We start from the raw sequence: 15,331 nt of genomic DNA, 5'->3' as shown, positions 1-15,331 counted from the left end.
CTCCTTACCCAGGGCAAAGATGATAGCAGCTGTTAAATGCTTTAACTGCCATCAATTCATTCCATCCGATGAAAAAGGAGCCCCCATGATCAGAAAGTACCTGACCCTGCTGGTTGCAACCATGATGTTGCTTGCGACCGGTGCGCTATCCGCTACAGCTGCTGAAATTACCGTTTATACCGCCCTCGAAGATGACGAATTAGCGGTGTACATCCCTGCTTTTGAGAAAAAACATCCGAATATCAAACTGAACCTGATCCGCGATTCAACCGGTATTATCACTGCCAAGCTGCTGGCGGAAAAAGATAACCCGGTGGCTGATGTGGTCTGGGGCACCGCAGCTACCAGTCTGCTGGTTGCTAACGAGATGGGCATGCTGGCGGGTTACAGCCCCAAAGGGATCGAAAAGGTTCGTCAAGGGATGAAAGACACCCGCAATCAGGAAGCACGCTGGGTCGGCATTAAGGCCTATGTTACCGGTATTGTCGGCAACACCATCGAGATGCCGGCTAAGAAGCTGACTATGCCTCAGTCCTATGCTGATCTGATCAAACCGGAATACCGTGGCGCCCTGGTGATGCCCAATCCGGCTTCTTCGGGAACCGGCTTTCTGACGGTTTCGGCCATCCTCCAACTGATGGGTGAAGAGGAAGGCTGGCGCTACCTGGACAAACTTCATCAGAACATCGCCATGTATACCCATTCCGGTTCGGCACCGGCAAAGATGGCCGGTAAGGGGGAATTTCCCATTGGCCTATCCTTTGCCTATCGTGGTTTCAAGCAGCGGGACTCCGGTGAGCCGGTAACGGTGGCCTTTCCGACTGAAGGATCCGGCTACGAAGTCGAAGCCAACGCCCTGATCCGCAAGCCACGGATCAAGCCGGAAGCCAAAACCTTCCTTGACTGGGCGATCAGTGACGAGGCCATGGCCATGTACGCCAGGGTTTATCCGATTGTCGCTACCGACATTCGGGTTGGGGCCCCCAAGGGCTGGCCGACGGATCCCATGTCGGTGCTGATTAACAACGATCTTGAGTGGGCCGCAAAAAATCGTCAGCGGATCCTCAATGAGTGGACCCGCCGCTATGATGGTAAAAGCCAGCCACGTGGCTAAGGTTTAAACGTCGGGCTGGAGATGCCCAGCTGACCGAACAGCCGTTGCATCTAATTTTATCCTTGATATGGGCGGCGATAGCCGGAACTGTGCCTTCCGACTTTCGCCGCTTTTTTTTCATTGAAAGTGTGAGTGATGAATAAAAAAGCACCGAAGAAATCGCTAACCAGCACTGACTATTTTATTGAAGTTCGCCATCTGACCAAGAAGTTTGGAGCCTTTACCGCTCTTGATAACGTCAACATCGGTGTAAAGCCCGGAGAATTTGTTTCGATTCTGGGTCCGAGCGGGTGCGGCAAAACAACCCTCTTGAGGGTTATTGCCGGGCTTGAACAGCAGAACAGCGGCAGTGTCTGGATTCAGGGCAACGATGTCTCCAGAGAGCCGGTTGCCAACCGCCAGCTGGGGATTGTCTTTCAATCCTACGCCCTGTTTCCCAATATCAACATCATCAATAATGTCCAGTACGGACTACGGCAGATGACGGCTCCGGCCCGCCGGGAACGCGCTCAAGAGATGCTGGAACTGGTCGGCTTGAGCGATCAGGCGGATAAATATCCGGCCCAGCTCTCCGGCGGTCAGCAGCAGCGCGTCGCCCTGGCCCGGGCGCTGGCGCCCAACCCATCGCTGCTGCTGCTTGATGAACCCCTGTCGGCGTTGGATGCGCGCGTGCGGGCCAGGCTGCGCGGAGAAATTCGCAGTATCCAGGAAAAGCTCGGGGTTACCACCATTATGGTGACCCACGATCAGGAAGAAGCCCTGACCATGGCGGATCGGATCGTGGTGATGGATCAGGGGCAGCTGATGCAGTTCGCCGATCCTCAGCAGCTTTACGGGGCGCCCGCCAATACCTTTGTCGCCGGATTTATCGGCACCATGAACTTTCTACCCGATTGCCGCCACCAGGACACAACCACGGTACGTTTTCTCGATTATTCGCTGGAGTCCCGTCCGCCGGAGGGCTTTTCTGCCCCCGAGCAGATAACCACTCTGGCCATCCGCCCCGAGCATGTGCGCATCGCCGATGATCAGGACCGCAGCAGCAACATTCTGCGGGCGCGAATTGAGCAGATCGAGTTTCGCGGTTCCGTTTCACGGGTGATGGTGCGCGTACTGCATCTGGCCGGTCACCCCTCTGCTCATCAGATCGAAATCGATCTGCAACCCAAGGCCGTCGATCAGCTGCAACTCGACGCCCGTCACGATCTGGACATCTATCTACCGCCCAAACACGTGCTCGCCTTTTCCGACAGTTTAAGCCTTGGTGCAGGTCAGTCCCATGCCGCCTGATCAGCTGGCAGGACTTGCCATGAAGCCCCTGTTTGTCGAGCCTGCCCCGCGCCAACGCCCCGGTCTGCAGGGCTGGATCAGACGCTTGCTGATTTTGCTGGCCTGCCTGTGGCTGGCTGTCGGAGTGCTGCTGCCGCTTGCTGAAGTGTTCGAGAAAGCGACAACCCTGGAAGTGCAGGTGGCTATCGATGAACCCACCGAAGAACAAAAAACTCTGGATCCTTTTCGGGGCGAAATCAGGGTTGCCGGTTACAGTATCCTGCTGATGGAAGAAGCGGGGCAGGGGGTTCTGTACCTGAATAACCGCCGCATTGATCCTGTTGATGTCAGCGATGATCATTTGCAGGTGCGCATCAGTGACACGCGCTTTGAACAGGTTGTCATCACCAGTGCCATCCCCCCCGGGCAAACCGAGCGGATGCCAATCAAGCCGGTAAAGATCGAGCGCCACAGCGGAGGGTACTGGCTGATCGACAGCCATCCTTTCCCGTTAGGGGACGCGGTACGAACCGTAACCCGGTTCATCGGCCTTGCCAACTTCATGTATTATTTCGGCATCCATGACCTGACCCAGAAACAGTTTGTTGGAGCCTTTTTTCTCATACTGCTTGCCGGCTTCCTGCTGGTTCGGATGCTGATCGATTTCGTGCGGGAAAAGCCTGCGACACTGCGTACCTGGTACCTGCCGGCAGCGGTCATGCTGTTGCTCGCCGCCCAGATTGCAGCTTCCGGACAGCTGATTTACCATCATAGCGGCCAGACCAATCTGGCCCAGTCCACCTGGAACAGTCTGCTGGTCGCCTTTACCACCACCCTGGTAGCCGTTGTGCTGGCGTTTATTTACGCCTATGGCCTGACGCGCACCAGGATGGTGGGAAAAATGTTGTTCCGGGTTATCGCCATGCTCCCCTTGTTTGCACCGACCATGTTATACGGCCTGTCACTGGTCTATCTGTTTGGTAATCAGGGACTGGTCACAACCGGTTTTTTTGGTAAAGTTTCCTGGCTGGCCTGGGATATCAATCTCTATGGCTTTACCGGTATTGTTCTGGCAGAAATTGCTTTTACTTTTCCACCGGCGATGATGATTTTAAGCGTTGCCCTGGCCCATACCGACGCCCGCCTCTACGAAGCCTCATCGTCACTGGGTGCCGGGCGTATCCGGACCTTTTTCATGGTCACCCTGCCGGGGGTCAAATACGGCCTGCTCAGTGCGATTTTTGTCTGTTTTACCCTGTCTTTTACTGATTTCGGTGCCCCCAAGATAGTCGGCGGCCATTTTAATGTTCTCGCCGTGGATATTTACAAACAGGTTGTCGGCCAGCAGAATTTCGGCCTCGGCGCAACCGTCAGCCTCATCCTGCTGGCACCGACCTTGCTGGCTTTTGTTGCTGACCGGATCGTACAACGCCGCTCCCACGCCGCTCTGACCGCGCGCAGTGTGCCTCTTACCCCGGGTTCCCTGCCCTGGCGCGATCGTCTCTACACCGTGCTGTGCGGACTGATTGCCGCAGCGATTCTGGCCATCCTGTTTACCGCAGGGATAGGCTCTTTCGTTAAAATCTGGCCCTATGGTTTCAGTCATCCCGAAATCTACCCCGAGTTGTGGACCTTGAGTCATTATCGTTTTGAGGGCGTCGGCGGCGGGGGGTTTAAGGCTTTTTTGACCAGTTTACGCATGGCCGGGTACACGGCACTGTTCGGCACGATTATTACCTTTATCAGCGCTTATCTGATAGAAAAGACGCGAGATGCCCAGAAGTTAAGGCAAAGCGCCTATCTGCTGTCGATCGTTCCTTTGGCCTTGCCCGGTCTGGTCATCGGCATCGCCTATGTGTTTTTCTTCAACAAGCCGACCTTCAGCCTGCCTTTTATCGATCTGCAGATCGCTAATCCCTTTACTTTTATCTACGGCACTATGGCAATCCTGGTGTTAAGTAACATTGTCCACTTTTATACCGTCAGCTTTTTGACCGCGACCACCGCCCTGCGTCAACTGGACAAGGAGTTCGAGATTGTTTCGGAATCGCTAGCGGTACCATTTTATCGCACTTTTTTCAGGGTGACGGTACCAGTCTGCTTCCCGGCCATCGTTGAGATTGCCGCCTACTACTTTGTCAGCGCCATGGCAACGGTGTCGGCGGTGATTTTTCTCTACAACAGCCACCTGCCCCTGGCCTCGGTAGCAGTAGTCAATATGGATGATGCGGGGGATACGGCAGCGGCGGCAGCCATGTGTATGCTGATCGTCGCGGTGAATATTCTGGTGCGGCTTGGTGCCGAAGGGGTGTGCTGGTTGTTTGCCGGCAAGACCAGACAATGGCGACAAAAATAACTTACAGGCAGAACCCAATAGTTTTCGGAATGGAAACGAGGAATTTTTCGTTGTGGCAAGGAAATCAAGAGCTTGAGCGGAGGCGTACTAATGTACGCCGCACAAACAAGCATGCAGATTGACGCTGTCGCAGCGGAAAAGAACCGTTTCCAAACGAAAACTAGGGACGTTCACCGGCGGCTAATCGCTGTTCAATTTTTGGGATCAGGTCAGGCAGGTCGGCTACTGTGTCGATCACATAATGGGCGCCGGCCGACAGCAGTGACTGACGCGCCTGCTGTAAGCGTTGCAACAGCAGGGGGCCTTCCAGCCGGCGTACTTCATCATGACTCATCCCCAATTCATTGCCGCTGGCCGCCACGCCGATACTCCAGACTCCGGCATTGCGAGCTGAAACCACATCCACAACTGTGTCGCCGATATTAACTATTCGCTGTGGGGGGTAGACATCCAGGGTTTCCATACAACGATAGATCATCCAGGGGGCAGGTCGGCCTGCAGGAACGTCGGTAGCATAGATTGAGGCGTGAGGAGAAAAGCCGGCTACTGCCGCTTTGTCCAGAACCATTTCGGCAGCTTCCTTGAAATATCCGGTTGTGGTCGCAAAGGGAATGCCGTGCCGATCGAGCCAGGCAACAGCGTCAAGGGTGCCGGGAATCAGCTCGCAGTGGTGCGGCAAAACCTCAAGCAGCTGCGGGGTGAAGGCCTCATACATGGCATCAATATCATCTTCTGTTACGGCACGGCCATGGACCTGCTGCCAGCGTACGGTGACCTCCTGCTGAGCTACGATCGCCCGAATATGCGCCCGTTTCTCCATCCCCATGGGTCCTCGGGCCTGGGTCAGGGTGATGGGAACTTCCATCATCCGGAACCCTTCAACAAAAGCTGCCACCGGGGCGATACAGCCATAATCAACGGTTGTTCCCGCCAGATCAAAGACCACCAGGCCAACGTTTTTATTAAACATGTCCGCTATTCCTGCGTGCCAGGGGGTAACTGTTTTCTACAGCAACAAGGAGCTGATCAATGTCACCGGGATAAACGTCACCAATATTACCAATGCGAAAGGTATCAGCGACCGTTACTTTGCCGGGATAAATGACAAATCCATGCTGCTTAAGGGCTTGATAAAAGGCATTAAATGAGTAGTCGGCAGCAGCGGGGCTATGAAATGAGGTGATAATCGGGGATTGCAATAAATCGGGTAGCAGGGTAGCAAAACCGAGCTTGCGCATCCCTTCTACCAGATAACGCTGATTAGCAAGATAACGTTTACAGCGGTTATCAAGCCCTTCCTGCTGCAGCTCTTCCAGAGCCTGGGCAAAGGCTCGTACCACATGGGTTGGCGATGTGAAACGCCACTTGCCGCCACCTTCTTCCATGGTGCGCCACTGATCGTACAGATCCAGGCTCAACGAGCGGGCGTTGCCTTCACAACCTTTGAGAACTTTCGTACGGGCTACAACAAAACCGAATCCCGGTACTCCCTGGATACATTTGTTGGCACTGCTGATCAGAAAATCTGCCCTGAGGGCGTTGATGTCAATCGCTATGCCACCAAAGCTGCTCATGGCATCGACAATATAGGTTTTATCAAAGTCTTTTACGACGGCACCGATGGCGGCTACAGGGTTGAGCATGCCGGTGGTTGTTTCACAATGGACAACGGCAACATGACTGATATCCGGATCTTCTGTAAGAATCCGGCGTACCCGATCCGGATCGACAGGGCTTATCTCGCCAAAACTTTCGATGCGTACGGCCAGCCCGATGCGCCGGGCAATTTCCCCCATGCGATCACCATAGGCACCGTTGGCCAGCACCAGCAGTTTGCCCGTAGCCGGAATCGCACTGGTCAGGGTGGCCTCTACCGAAAAGGTTCCGCTGCCTTGCATCAGAACAGCGGTGTATCCTGTTGCCGGTGTCGCCAGGGCGACCAGTTCGGCGCGGATCTGCTGAACAATGTTGTTATAGTCGCGGTCCCAGGTGCACCAGTCGCGGAGCATCACCTCTTTGACCGTCGCTGTGGTCGAGAGGGGTCCCGGGGTCAGGAGCAGGTAGGGATTAACCGGCTGAATCATCTGATTCTCCACCATGGAACATGTTCGTTGCCTGCAATAACGCCTTGACCTTGCCCCGGATTCTACTGCTGCCGGCATGCAGCAGGGCTTCCGCACAGACCAGCGCCAGGGAGCGCTCCGGTTCATCAGGGGCCGGACAGGCGATACGATGATGACCGCGGTGGATCACCTTCACCGGCGCGGATAACAGCCAGCTCAGCTGAAACTCGTTGTCATAGGCGTCAAGAACGGTTGCCAACGACAGCTGCGGTATCGTCCTGGAGGTCAGTTTGACCCCGCATTTTTCGGCAAACTCAAGAAGATCAAAAATTCTCCGGCGATCAAGGCGATGCACCAGTGAGGGGCTCACCTCCTGCTCATCAGGTTCATCAATGAGCAAGCCGGAGGATGAACAGTGGGTATTTTTCAGCATTACAGATTCCAATGGCGCCGCCGTTCTACCAGTTCCTGTGCCTCAACCGACAGGGTCGCGATGGGATAAGAACGTAGCCGTTCAACTCCGATCTCTTCTTCGGTCATCAAGCAATAGCCGTACGTACCGGCACTGATCCGTTGCAAAGCGGCCTCGACCTGGACGAGAAGGGAACGTTTACGACGATAATTAATCATCTCCATGGCGGTTCCGCTTTCCTTGATACTTTGATCGACAATGTCGCCAACCCGCTCATCCTGCAGACGGATGCGCCGGCGAGATTCGCTGTATTCAATCTGCAAACGCTCTCGCCACTCCGTTAAGATGCGTAGAAAATAATCGAGCTGATCGTCGTCCAGATAATGATCCTGGTTCCTCAATGGCAGTGCGATATTCTGTTGCATACTCATCGGTTCGCTCCGGGCAGTGGAATTTACGATGTTTTCATTTTTATTCCCGTTAACAGGCGGTTTATCTAACGACAGTCGGTGCGCCACAGGCAGGAGGTTTCTCCGCAGCTATCTGCCTGATCAGTCATGAAACACACCGGGTTCTTTTCCGCCGACTGGATCGACCGGATCAGCTCGGTTTTTCTCAATCGTCCCAGCTGGACCCCTTTTTGTGCTGCCATTTTTTTAATTTCTTTCACGTTCATGAGCGGCTCTCCTTTACTGATATCCTGTTCTCTGACAAGATTTTTGGTCTCTGTTCAGCACCGGATCGAGAATCCTGTGGCAAGGATCGAGCTGAATAGTTACGATTTTTTGGAACTTTTAGCGTTGAATTATTAGGAAACGACCAGAATGGGGTGATTTTTGTGTAAGAAGCTGACAGTTCGGACCTGAATCAGCAGTGCGCCGGTTACGCCGGTCGGTGCGTGCCTGTTGTGCGTATTGACACCTGACAGGTTGTCGGTCACCCTTGGACAAGGATTCGTCGCGCAGGGTTGAAAGGCTTGTCGCAACCTGTAGCAGCACACTGCCGGACCATCTTTCGGGTAGAATTTCCCGGTTTCCACGACGAAAAATTAAAAGGAGACCGTGAAGGACAACGATCATCACGGCTGAATCTTCAATATCGTATTATTTATACAGTTGAAAAAGAGGTTGTTTCAGTCTATGTGATAGATATAACACCCCATAAATATTGCTCCGGTGATTAAACAGTTTAATCACCGGAGCAATATTATTATGTTTCCTGAATACGAATCACAAGAAATTCAAAAAGTGGCATAAACTGTACCAGTTCCCCATCATCGATCCTCACAATTGTTCGTTCTGTATGGTGCTTGGCGGTTTGCGAAGCGCCGATATGAAATTCCCGTCACACAGATCTCAGAGTGTCGCCGTTACCTGCAACAGATACGGATAGCGCTCCTGCTGCTCCAGCAACCATTCAACCAGCCCCTCTTCCTTTTTCGCCAATCGTTCACCTACCTGTGAATTGAGCTCCAGTCCGAGCAGCCAGATCAGATTCCCACTGATATTCACACCATACTCGTGGGCGAATTCATTCCTCAGGTTTTTTTCCAGTTCCGCTGCCAGATCCAGCGGGCGCGCCAGATAATGACTGGGAAAAGCGACAAGGTTTTGATCGAGGCTACTTAAGAACGCCTGCTTTTCGTGGGGGTGGAGGGCCGAGAAGTCAACCCCGCACCAGGCAGGCGGGCGGGTTGATAGCAGGGCCCGGCACGACAGGGGGCGTTGGTGATAGCTGGAACAGTTCTGCTGTGGATCGAGCAGGGGGCAACCGCCCCCCTGCTGACGGTAGGAGTGGAGAAATTCTTTGAGATCAGCCGCTGTTGTACATAGCTGTGCGACTACCGGCAAACGCTCATTGATCTGCTGGCGTTGTTCGACGGACAGACCGGCTGCCAGCATCACGGCTTCCGGATAGCTGCAGTTAACCGCCAGGGTGCAGCAGTTGCCACAGCCTGCGCGGCAGTAGAGATCCCTTTCTTGTTCCCGCCAGGACTGCCACAGTTCGGCAATGGCGTCATCCAGCTGTTGGCGCGCAGCGACAACCTGCGGCGGGAGCCTGCTTTCGTCCATCAGGCCACCCGGTTGCGGGGTTCCCCCTGCAAAAAGGCGGCGACATTGTCGACCGCCATTGCCAGCAGGCGACTGCGCGCTTCGGTGGTGGCCCAGGCAATGTGGGGGGTGATAATACAGTGGGGAGCACTCAGCAGCGGATTGTCTGCGCGCGGCGGTTCGCTGGACAGGACATCCGTTGCATAGCCGCCAAGGTAGCCGTCTTCGAGGGCTTCAGCGACGGCCGCTTCATTGACCAGCTGGCCACGACCGGTGTTGATCAGCAGGGCACCCTGTTTGACCCGGGCCAGATGCGCGGTGTTGACCAGTTGATCGGTTTCCGGGGTCAGCGGGCAGTTCAGGCTGATGACATCACTGTCGGTAAAAAGGCGGTCAACATCGACGAAGGTGACCCCTTGCTCTTTTTGATATTTTTCCGGATGAGCGGTTTGCACCAGCACCTGCATGCCAAAAGCGCGGGCAATAGTGGCCACCCGCCGGCCGACTTCACCATAGCCGACAACCCCCATGGTTTTGCCGGCCAGTTCACATAGCGGATGAGTACGAAAACTGAAATCTTCGCAGTTGACCCAGGCTCCTTCTGTCACCATGCGGGCATGATGACCAACCTGTTGTACCATTTCGAGCAGTAGCGCAAAGACCATCTGGGCGACCGATTCGGTACTGTAGCCGGGAGCGTTGGTGACCACAACTCCCCGCTCTTTCGCCGCATCAAGATCGATGATGTTGACCCCGGTGGCCAGAACCCCGATGTAACGCAAATCGGGGAGGGCGGCTATGGTATCGGCATTGATCGGCACCTTGTTGGTCAGGATAATAGCGGTATCCCGTGCCCGTTCAGTAATCTGATCAGCGGAGGTACGCGGGTGAATGATGCAGGTTCCCAGGGCTTTAAGTGGCGCCCAGTCGAGATCGCCACTATTGAGAGTATAGCCATCCAGAACAACAATTTTCATACTCAATCCTTTGTGTTTGCGTCGCGCCCGAACAGCGTCAGAAGGCTTTGCTTCTCTTCATTACTGATACTTTCCGGTTGGGGCACGTCGGTATGGCAGAGTTGATTTCTACCACCTTGCTTGGCTTGATAGAGGTAGTGATCTGCCTGAGAGATCAGTTCTGCGGCGGAGCTTAACGAGTAAGGCCGGTAGGTCGCAAGTCCGAGGCTGGCGGTTAGTTCGAGCTTTAACCCGTCTTGTTGCAGAGGGGTTTCGGCAAGGACCAGGCGGATGCGCTCGGCCACGGGAATAGCGGCATGAAGATCGGTTTCCGGCAGCACAACGGCAAATTCTTCACCGCCGTAACGACAGACGACGTCGAGCTTGCGAATCTGTCCGCAGATCACTTTGGCAACATGAACCAGCGCCTGGTTGCCGACTTCATGACCGTGGATATCATTGACTTTTTTAAAGTGATCGAGGTCGATCATCAGCAGACTGGTTGGACGTTCGTTGCGGCCGGAACGTTCGATTTCCAGTTCCAGGGTCTCGATAAATGACCGATAATTGGCGACCCCGGTCAGGGCGTCGGTACGTACTTGCTGAATAAGCTGATCAAGTTCCTGCTGCAGATCCGTCAATGCCTTTGGAAATGGGCACCAGAGCACACCAACGGGACAGGTTGTGTTGGATGGTTGTGCGGGTGATGTAGCTGAAGGATCAACAGCGGTCATGGTTTTCTTCGCTTCATTGATGGGCAATCTTTAGGGATCACTCAATGAAATAACCTGCTACGCGCCAGGATGTGGCGGCTTCATGGTAGAGGGTGACCCGCTCGCGGGCCGTGGCGTGATGATCAAACCGGCTGGTGTAGAAAAAAGACAGGTATTCCCCTTCAGGAATTCCTTCTATCTGTTCTTTGGTGTAGTTAAGATCGGACTGAGTGCGTTCGCGCAAGGCACCAACCTGGCTACGAACCTGATCGAGTTGTGCCAGCCAGGTTTCCAGCGGAATTTTTTCGCGCATGAAGGTGGCACTTTGGCGCCAGGCTTCTTCAAAATTGCCGTTATCGAGCAGGTCAAGGAAGGCTACTGCTGCCACAGAGGCCTGCTCTACCTTTTCCGGATCCGGCTTATTGCTGAAATAAGGGTAAACAATAATAATCAGGGCAACTACGGCCAGGGAAACGTGAATCATCGAACGACGCTGCAACATCATCTCCTCCATCAAGAAACTTCATCGGCTGGTACTATAATCGGGTTCAGCCGTCAGGGCAATGGCGTTCTGTCCGTTGCGCAGGTCTCGCCGTAGTCACTCAAGGCCGGCTTCAAAGTTGAATTTGCTGCACTGTGCCGGGTCGCTGCCACGGTCCAAGGCTTCCAGCACCTGTTTGCCGTTGATACTGCCGGCGCCACAGTGGGATAGGTCGACAATAAAGCCGGAACAGCCAAGCTGCTCGAGCTCTCTGATATTACTGATAAAGGAAAAGGGGGTTTCACTGAACAGCCAGGTCAGTCCCTGGCGCTGTTGAACCCGGTAGGCATCATCACGGTCTGACAGAATTGAGCCGTCACTGTGCAGCTGGCGCACGCGGATGCGCGAGGTCAGCAGCGGAACCCGTCCGTATACCATCAGGCTGGCAGGCACCGGCAGTTGACGGGAGAGAATCGCTGCCAGGTTGTGGCGGTCGTCCTCAATATAAAGCTCAACATCGGCGATGTTCAGCTTGCTTAAGGCGACAACCGCCTGACTGTTGAGGGCAAACAGACGATAGCTGCTGTAAAGCTTGAGGCCGGTGAGCCCGTCAAACAGAGGGAAATGACCAAGATTGCTCAGACGAAACTGGTGAAAACCCGCCTGCACCAGGGTACGGATAGCTGCTTGATGCTCCTGCCAGTCCTGATCAAACAGAACAAAGGGTAAATCCCAGATGATGTTCGCAGCACGGCGGCGTAGTTTGTCGACTTGCTGCAGGCTGTGACGGTTGATGGGGAGCAGCAGGGTATTAATTCGCTCGTTATTGAGCAAATGATGTTCGCGGGTATCGGCAAGCAGTGCCCGAAATTCGGACACCTGGCAATTATTGCTGCCGGCCGGCAGCAGGGAAGCGACGGCGGCCTCGCGTTGATCGCGGCGGCGCTGCTGCAGCTGGTGCTGGCGCGCCAGACGCAGATCGCGATAAAAAGTGCGGCGGATCTGCTTGAGCTGTTTAGGGGGGATGACAACCGCCGGCAGCTCACCACAGGTCAATGACCCCAGGGAAAAAGGTTCATCGGCAACGGCTGCGAACACCTGTTCAAGGACCCCTATGTCGAGGGGTTGACTGGTGGCCGTAAAGCTGGTGACAGGATAAGTAAAATCGAGCTGCCGGCTGTTTATGGTGGCAGCCAGGGCAATGCTGGTCGGGGTGACCTTGATATCGAGGTCAACCAGTTCCCCTTTGGGTCGACGGTGTTCGAGTTTGCGGCGGGCAGCACTATCACTCAAGGTAAAGGCGTCAGCACTGGCAACCATAAAGACGCTGTCCCCGGGGGCGAAGCGTTGGTCAAAGGGGGAGATAACGGTTACCGGTTTGCCGTCGGGAGATTTCTTTACCTGCCGGCTCCCACTAAACAGCTGACGCAGAGTAAAAGCACTGCCACTTTTGTCGTTGGCAGGTTGAATGCGCAGACGGTCGCCTAAATGTAACGGCAGTGAGGAGGTAAAACTCAAGCGATTGCCCTGAACCTGGCGGACTTTGCCGATAAACCGCCCGGTCGCACCTTTTTGTGAGGGGATGGCCATATCATCAGGTTGACTGCCGGAGAGAAAGCCGCGGGTAGGTTGGCGACCAAAGCTCTCCTTAAGTTGTTGCTTGGCCTGGGCAAGCACCTCTTTACGCTCAGTTTCAGCAGCATCCATGACCCGCCGATAGGCGCCGACCACCTTGTGAACATATTCGGCGCTCTTCATCCGTCCTTCGATCTTGAAGCTGCAGATTCCGGCACGGCTGAGCTGCGGCAGCAGGTCGATAGCTGACAGGTCGTTGGGGGAAAAGAAAAACCCCTGTTGCTGATGATGGCGGTAATTCCGCCGACAGGGTTGGGCACAGCGGCCACGGTTACCACTTTTACCACCCAGAAACGATGAGAAGTAGCACTGACCACTGAAGGAAAAGCACAGGGCACCGTGGATAAAATGCTCCAGCTCCAGGCGGGTCTGGCTGCGGATATAGGCAATTTCTGCCAGGGTCAGCTCCCGCGCCAGCACCGCGCGGCTGAAGCCGAGGCGCTCAAGCATCTTGACCCCGGCGACATTGTGGATTGTCATCTGCGTCGACGCGTGGACTTCCAGACCGGGAAAATGTTCCCTGGCCAGTTTCCAGATGGCGAGGTCCTGAATAATGACTGCATCGACCGCAAAGGATTCCAGCGCTGACAGGGTGTCAATCAGATGGGATAATTCATTTTCGCGGATCAGGGTGTTGAGGGTGACGTAGAGACGCTTGCCATCGGCATGGAGATAGCCGGCCATGCGTTCGATGTCGGCAAGACTGAAATTCTTGGCCTTGGCGCGGGCGGAAAAATCCTTCAGTCCGGTATAAACCGCATCGGCGCCGGCATCAACAGCGGCAAAAAAGGCTTCGAGGCTACCGGCCGGCGCGAGGAGTTCGGGCTTTTCAGGTGTGTCAGCGTGCGGCATAAGATGTTTGTCTCCACGATTGATAACAGTCAATCTACCATTAACACAGGCACTGGTGTGGATGCAGCTGTTTTTCAGCTGGCCGGTTGTTCACAGCTGTTGCCGTTATGGAGGGGTCTGATCGCTTTAAAAGAACACTTAAGGCCCCGGCAGGGCGATCTAACCGATTGTTTCCAAGATGAGATTGTGTTTTACTGCCCCATTAATGTGGGGCTGATATCTGACAAGGAGAGAGACAATGAAACGAATATTGACGGCAATTCTGTTGGTGGCTTTTTTGTTGCTGCCCGGTCTGATTCTGGGGAACGATCCCATGGCCGAGTGGCAGCCCAAATTTGATCCTCGTGGCGCGGAACACACCTATCTGCTCTCCTGTGTCGGCCATCCTGCGATCGAAGGGGTCCGGGTTGGTTTCCGTATTCGGGACCGGGTGTGGGAAGAGACAAAGGGTCGTTTGTTTGTTGATTATCGCCCCATGTCCCAGCTTGGCGGCGAGATGGATGTGATCGGCAAGCTGCGCATGGGTGCCATCCATGGCATGATGAGTTCTTCGGTAGCTGCGCCTAATGTGTCGCCGCGTCTGGGACTGGTGAATTTACCGTTTCTGGTTGGCAGCTTTGATCAACTGCAGCAGTTTCGTAACGATGCCGAGCTGTTCGAAAAATATGGCGCGGAGGCGCTGCGCTCCGGTATCCGCGTTGCTGACTTTACCGCCTATGGTGGTTACGGCTGGGCGACCCGCACCCCGGTGACCAGCCTCGAGGAGGCGCAGGGGGTGATCTTTCGTATTGCCCAGGCGCCGGTAAACATTGACATGTACCGTGCCTGGGGCTTGCAGTTCACCGTCATGCCCTGGCCCGATGTGCCCCAGGCTCTGCAGACCGGGGTCATTACCGGCCTTGACCATACCCCGACGGTGACCGGCACCGCTAACTTTTTTAATACCGCCAAACACTACACCCAGATCGACTATGCTCAGGGGCTTTACATCCACCTGATTAACGAACGCTGGCTGCAGCGTTTGCCGGAAGACCTGCGCGAGACCCTGCTACGTATTATCGCGGAGGAAAGTCACAGGGCCCGGCTCGCCGGTCAGGAGCAGGATCAGCGGGAAATAGCCAAGGCCCGGGCTGCCGGTGTGTCTTTCTACCGCTTGCCGGAGCAGGATCTGGCGGCCATGAAAGGTCAGGTTGAACCGGTGATCAAACAGTGGGAGGATCGTATCGGTGCCGATTTTCTGCAACAGGTACGGCAGCGCCTGAACAACTAATAGCGCAGAAATAATTTACCTAGTGAAAAGCCGGGAGGCGCCGCCTCCCGGCTTTTTTTATTGACCTTAAAATGGTGGAGCAGGTATACATTGATCTGCTAACTCGTTGAATTTACTAGAATTTAACTTTTGTTTGTGTAGATCAAACCCTGTTTGATC

14 protein-coding genes are annotated in these 15,331 nt (G+C 54.7%); 4 read left to right on the top strand and 10 right to left on the bottom strand.

Annotated features, from left to right (window positions below; translation table 11 throughout):
* Positions 1–85 precede the first annotated feature (85 nt).
* The 3 genes from ICT70_RS09170 (at position 86) to ICT70_RS09160 (ending at position 4,739) form a co-directional block, all read left to right on the top strand.
* A complete protein-coding gene (locus ICT70_RS09170; RefSeq protein WP_191155801.1) occupies positions 86–1,114 on the top strand; it encodes a putative 2-aminoethylphosphonate ABC transporter substrate-binding protein in 1,029 nt (342 codons plus the stop codon).
* A 135-nt stretch (positions 1,115–1,249) separates the two neighbouring features.
* Positions 1,250–2,404 carry an ABC transporter ATP-binding protein gene (locus tag ICT70_RS09165; RefSeq protein WP_191155799.1) on the top strand — a complete coding sequence of 385 codons (1,155 nt, stop codon included), beginning with the start codon at positions 1,250–1,252 and terminating at the stop codon, positions 2,402–2,404.
* Positions 2,394–4,739 carry a putative 2-aminoethylphosphonate ABC transporter permease subunit gene (locus tag ICT70_RS09160; protein ID WP_224746938.1) on the top strand — a complete coding sequence of 782 codons (2,346 nt, stop codon included), beginning with the start codon at positions 2,394–2,396 and terminating at the stop codon, positions 4,737–4,739. Before ICT70_RS09165 ends, ICT70_RS09160 begins: the two co-directional genes overlap by 11 nt.
* Before the next feature lie 160 nt (positions 4,740–4,899).
* Here ICT70_RS09160 and phnX read toward each other — a convergent pair whose 3' ends face one another.
* The 10 genes from phnX to ICT70_RS09110 form a co-directional block, all read right to left on the bottom strand.
* Positions 4,900–5,709: a phosphonoacetaldehyde hydrolase gene (gene phnX, locus ICT70_RS09155; protein ID WP_191155797.1), complete on the bottom strand. Its 810-nt coding sequence runs from the start codon at positions 5,707–5,709 to the stop codon at positions 4,900–4,902.
* A complete protein-coding gene (gene phnW / locus ICT70_RS09150; RefSeq protein ID WP_224746937.1) occupies positions 5,702–6,823 on the bottom strand; it encodes a 2-aminoethylphosphonate--pyruvate transaminase in 1,122 nt (373 codons plus the stop codon). The genes phnX and phnW overlap by 8 nt, the downstream gene beginning before the upstream one ends.
* A complete protein-coding gene (locus tag ICT70_RS09145) occupies positions 6,807–7,235 on the bottom strand; it encodes a hypothetical protein (RefSeq protein ID WP_191155793.1) in 429 nt (142 codons plus the stop codon). The genes phnW and ICT70_RS09145 overlap by 17 nt, the downstream gene beginning before the upstream one ends.
* Entirely contained in the window at positions 7,235–7,645 is a 411-nt protein-coding gene (locus ICT70_RS09140) for a TraR/DksA family transcriptional regulator (RefSeq protein WP_191155791.1), read from the bottom strand. Before ICT70_RS09140 ends, ICT70_RS09145 begins: the two co-directional genes overlap by 1 nt.
* 65 nt (positions 7,646–7,710) lie before the next feature.
* Complete coding sequence (locus ICT70_RS09135) at positions 7,711–7,890, bottom strand: SAP domain-containing protein (protein ID WP_191155789.1); 180 nt, start codon at positions 7,888–7,890, stop codon at positions 7,711–7,713.
* A gap of 679 nt (positions 7,891–8,569) precedes the next feature.
* Positions 8,570–9,286 (bottom strand): YkgJ family cysteine cluster protein, encoded by a 717-nt coding sequence (locus ICT70_RS09130; RefSeq protein WP_191155787.1) that lies wholly within the window; start codon positions 9,284–9,286, stop codon positions 8,570–8,572.
* A complete protein-coding gene (locus tag ICT70_RS09125; protein ID WP_191155785.1) occupies positions 9,286–10,242 on the bottom strand; it encodes a D-2-hydroxyacid dehydrogenase in 957 nt (318 codons plus the stop codon). The genes ICT70_RS09130 and ICT70_RS09125 overlap by 1 nt, the downstream gene beginning before the upstream one ends.
* Positions 10,243–10,244: 2 nt before the next feature.
* Positions 10,245–10,955 carry a GGDEF domain-containing protein gene (locus ICT70_RS09120; RefSeq protein ID WP_191155783.1) on the bottom strand — a complete coding sequence of 237 codons (711 nt, stop codon included), beginning with the start codon at positions 10,953–10,955 and terminating at the stop codon, positions 10,245–10,247.
* A gap of 37 nt (positions 10,956–10,992) precedes the next feature.
* The gene (locus tag ICT70_RS09115; protein WP_191155781.1) at positions 10,993–11,439 is read right to left on the bottom strand and encodes a DUF4019 domain-containing protein; all 447 of its coding nucleotides are present in this window, start codon (positions 11,437–11,439) and stop codon (positions 10,993–10,995) included.
* A 93-nt stretch (positions 11,440–11,532) separates the two neighbouring features.
* A complete protein-coding gene (locus ICT70_RS09110) occupies positions 11,533–13,902 on the bottom strand; it encodes a U32 family peptidase (protein ID WP_191155779.1) in 2,370 nt (789 codons plus the stop codon).
* A gap of 238 nt (positions 13,903–14,140) precedes the next feature.
* On the opposite strand from ICT70_RS09110, the gene ICT70_RS09105 reads away from it, so the two are divergent.
* Positions 14,141–15,172 carry a TRAP transporter substrate-binding protein gene (locus ICT70_RS09105; RefSeq protein ID WP_191155777.1) on the top strand — a complete coding sequence of 344 codons (1,032 nt, stop codon included), beginning with the start codon at positions 14,141–14,143 and terminating at the stop codon, positions 15,170–15,172.
* Positions 15,173–15,331: the final 159 nt, after the last annotated feature.

Origin of the sequence: Pelovirga terrestris (assembly GCF_014773365.1) — a bacterium.
GTDB classification, from domain to species: Bacteria; Desulfobacterota; Desulfuromonadia; order Desulfuromonadales; family Geopsychrobacteraceae; genus Pelovirga; species Pelovirga terrestris.
This window is presented reverse-complemented; position numbering and strand designations above follow the sequence as displayed.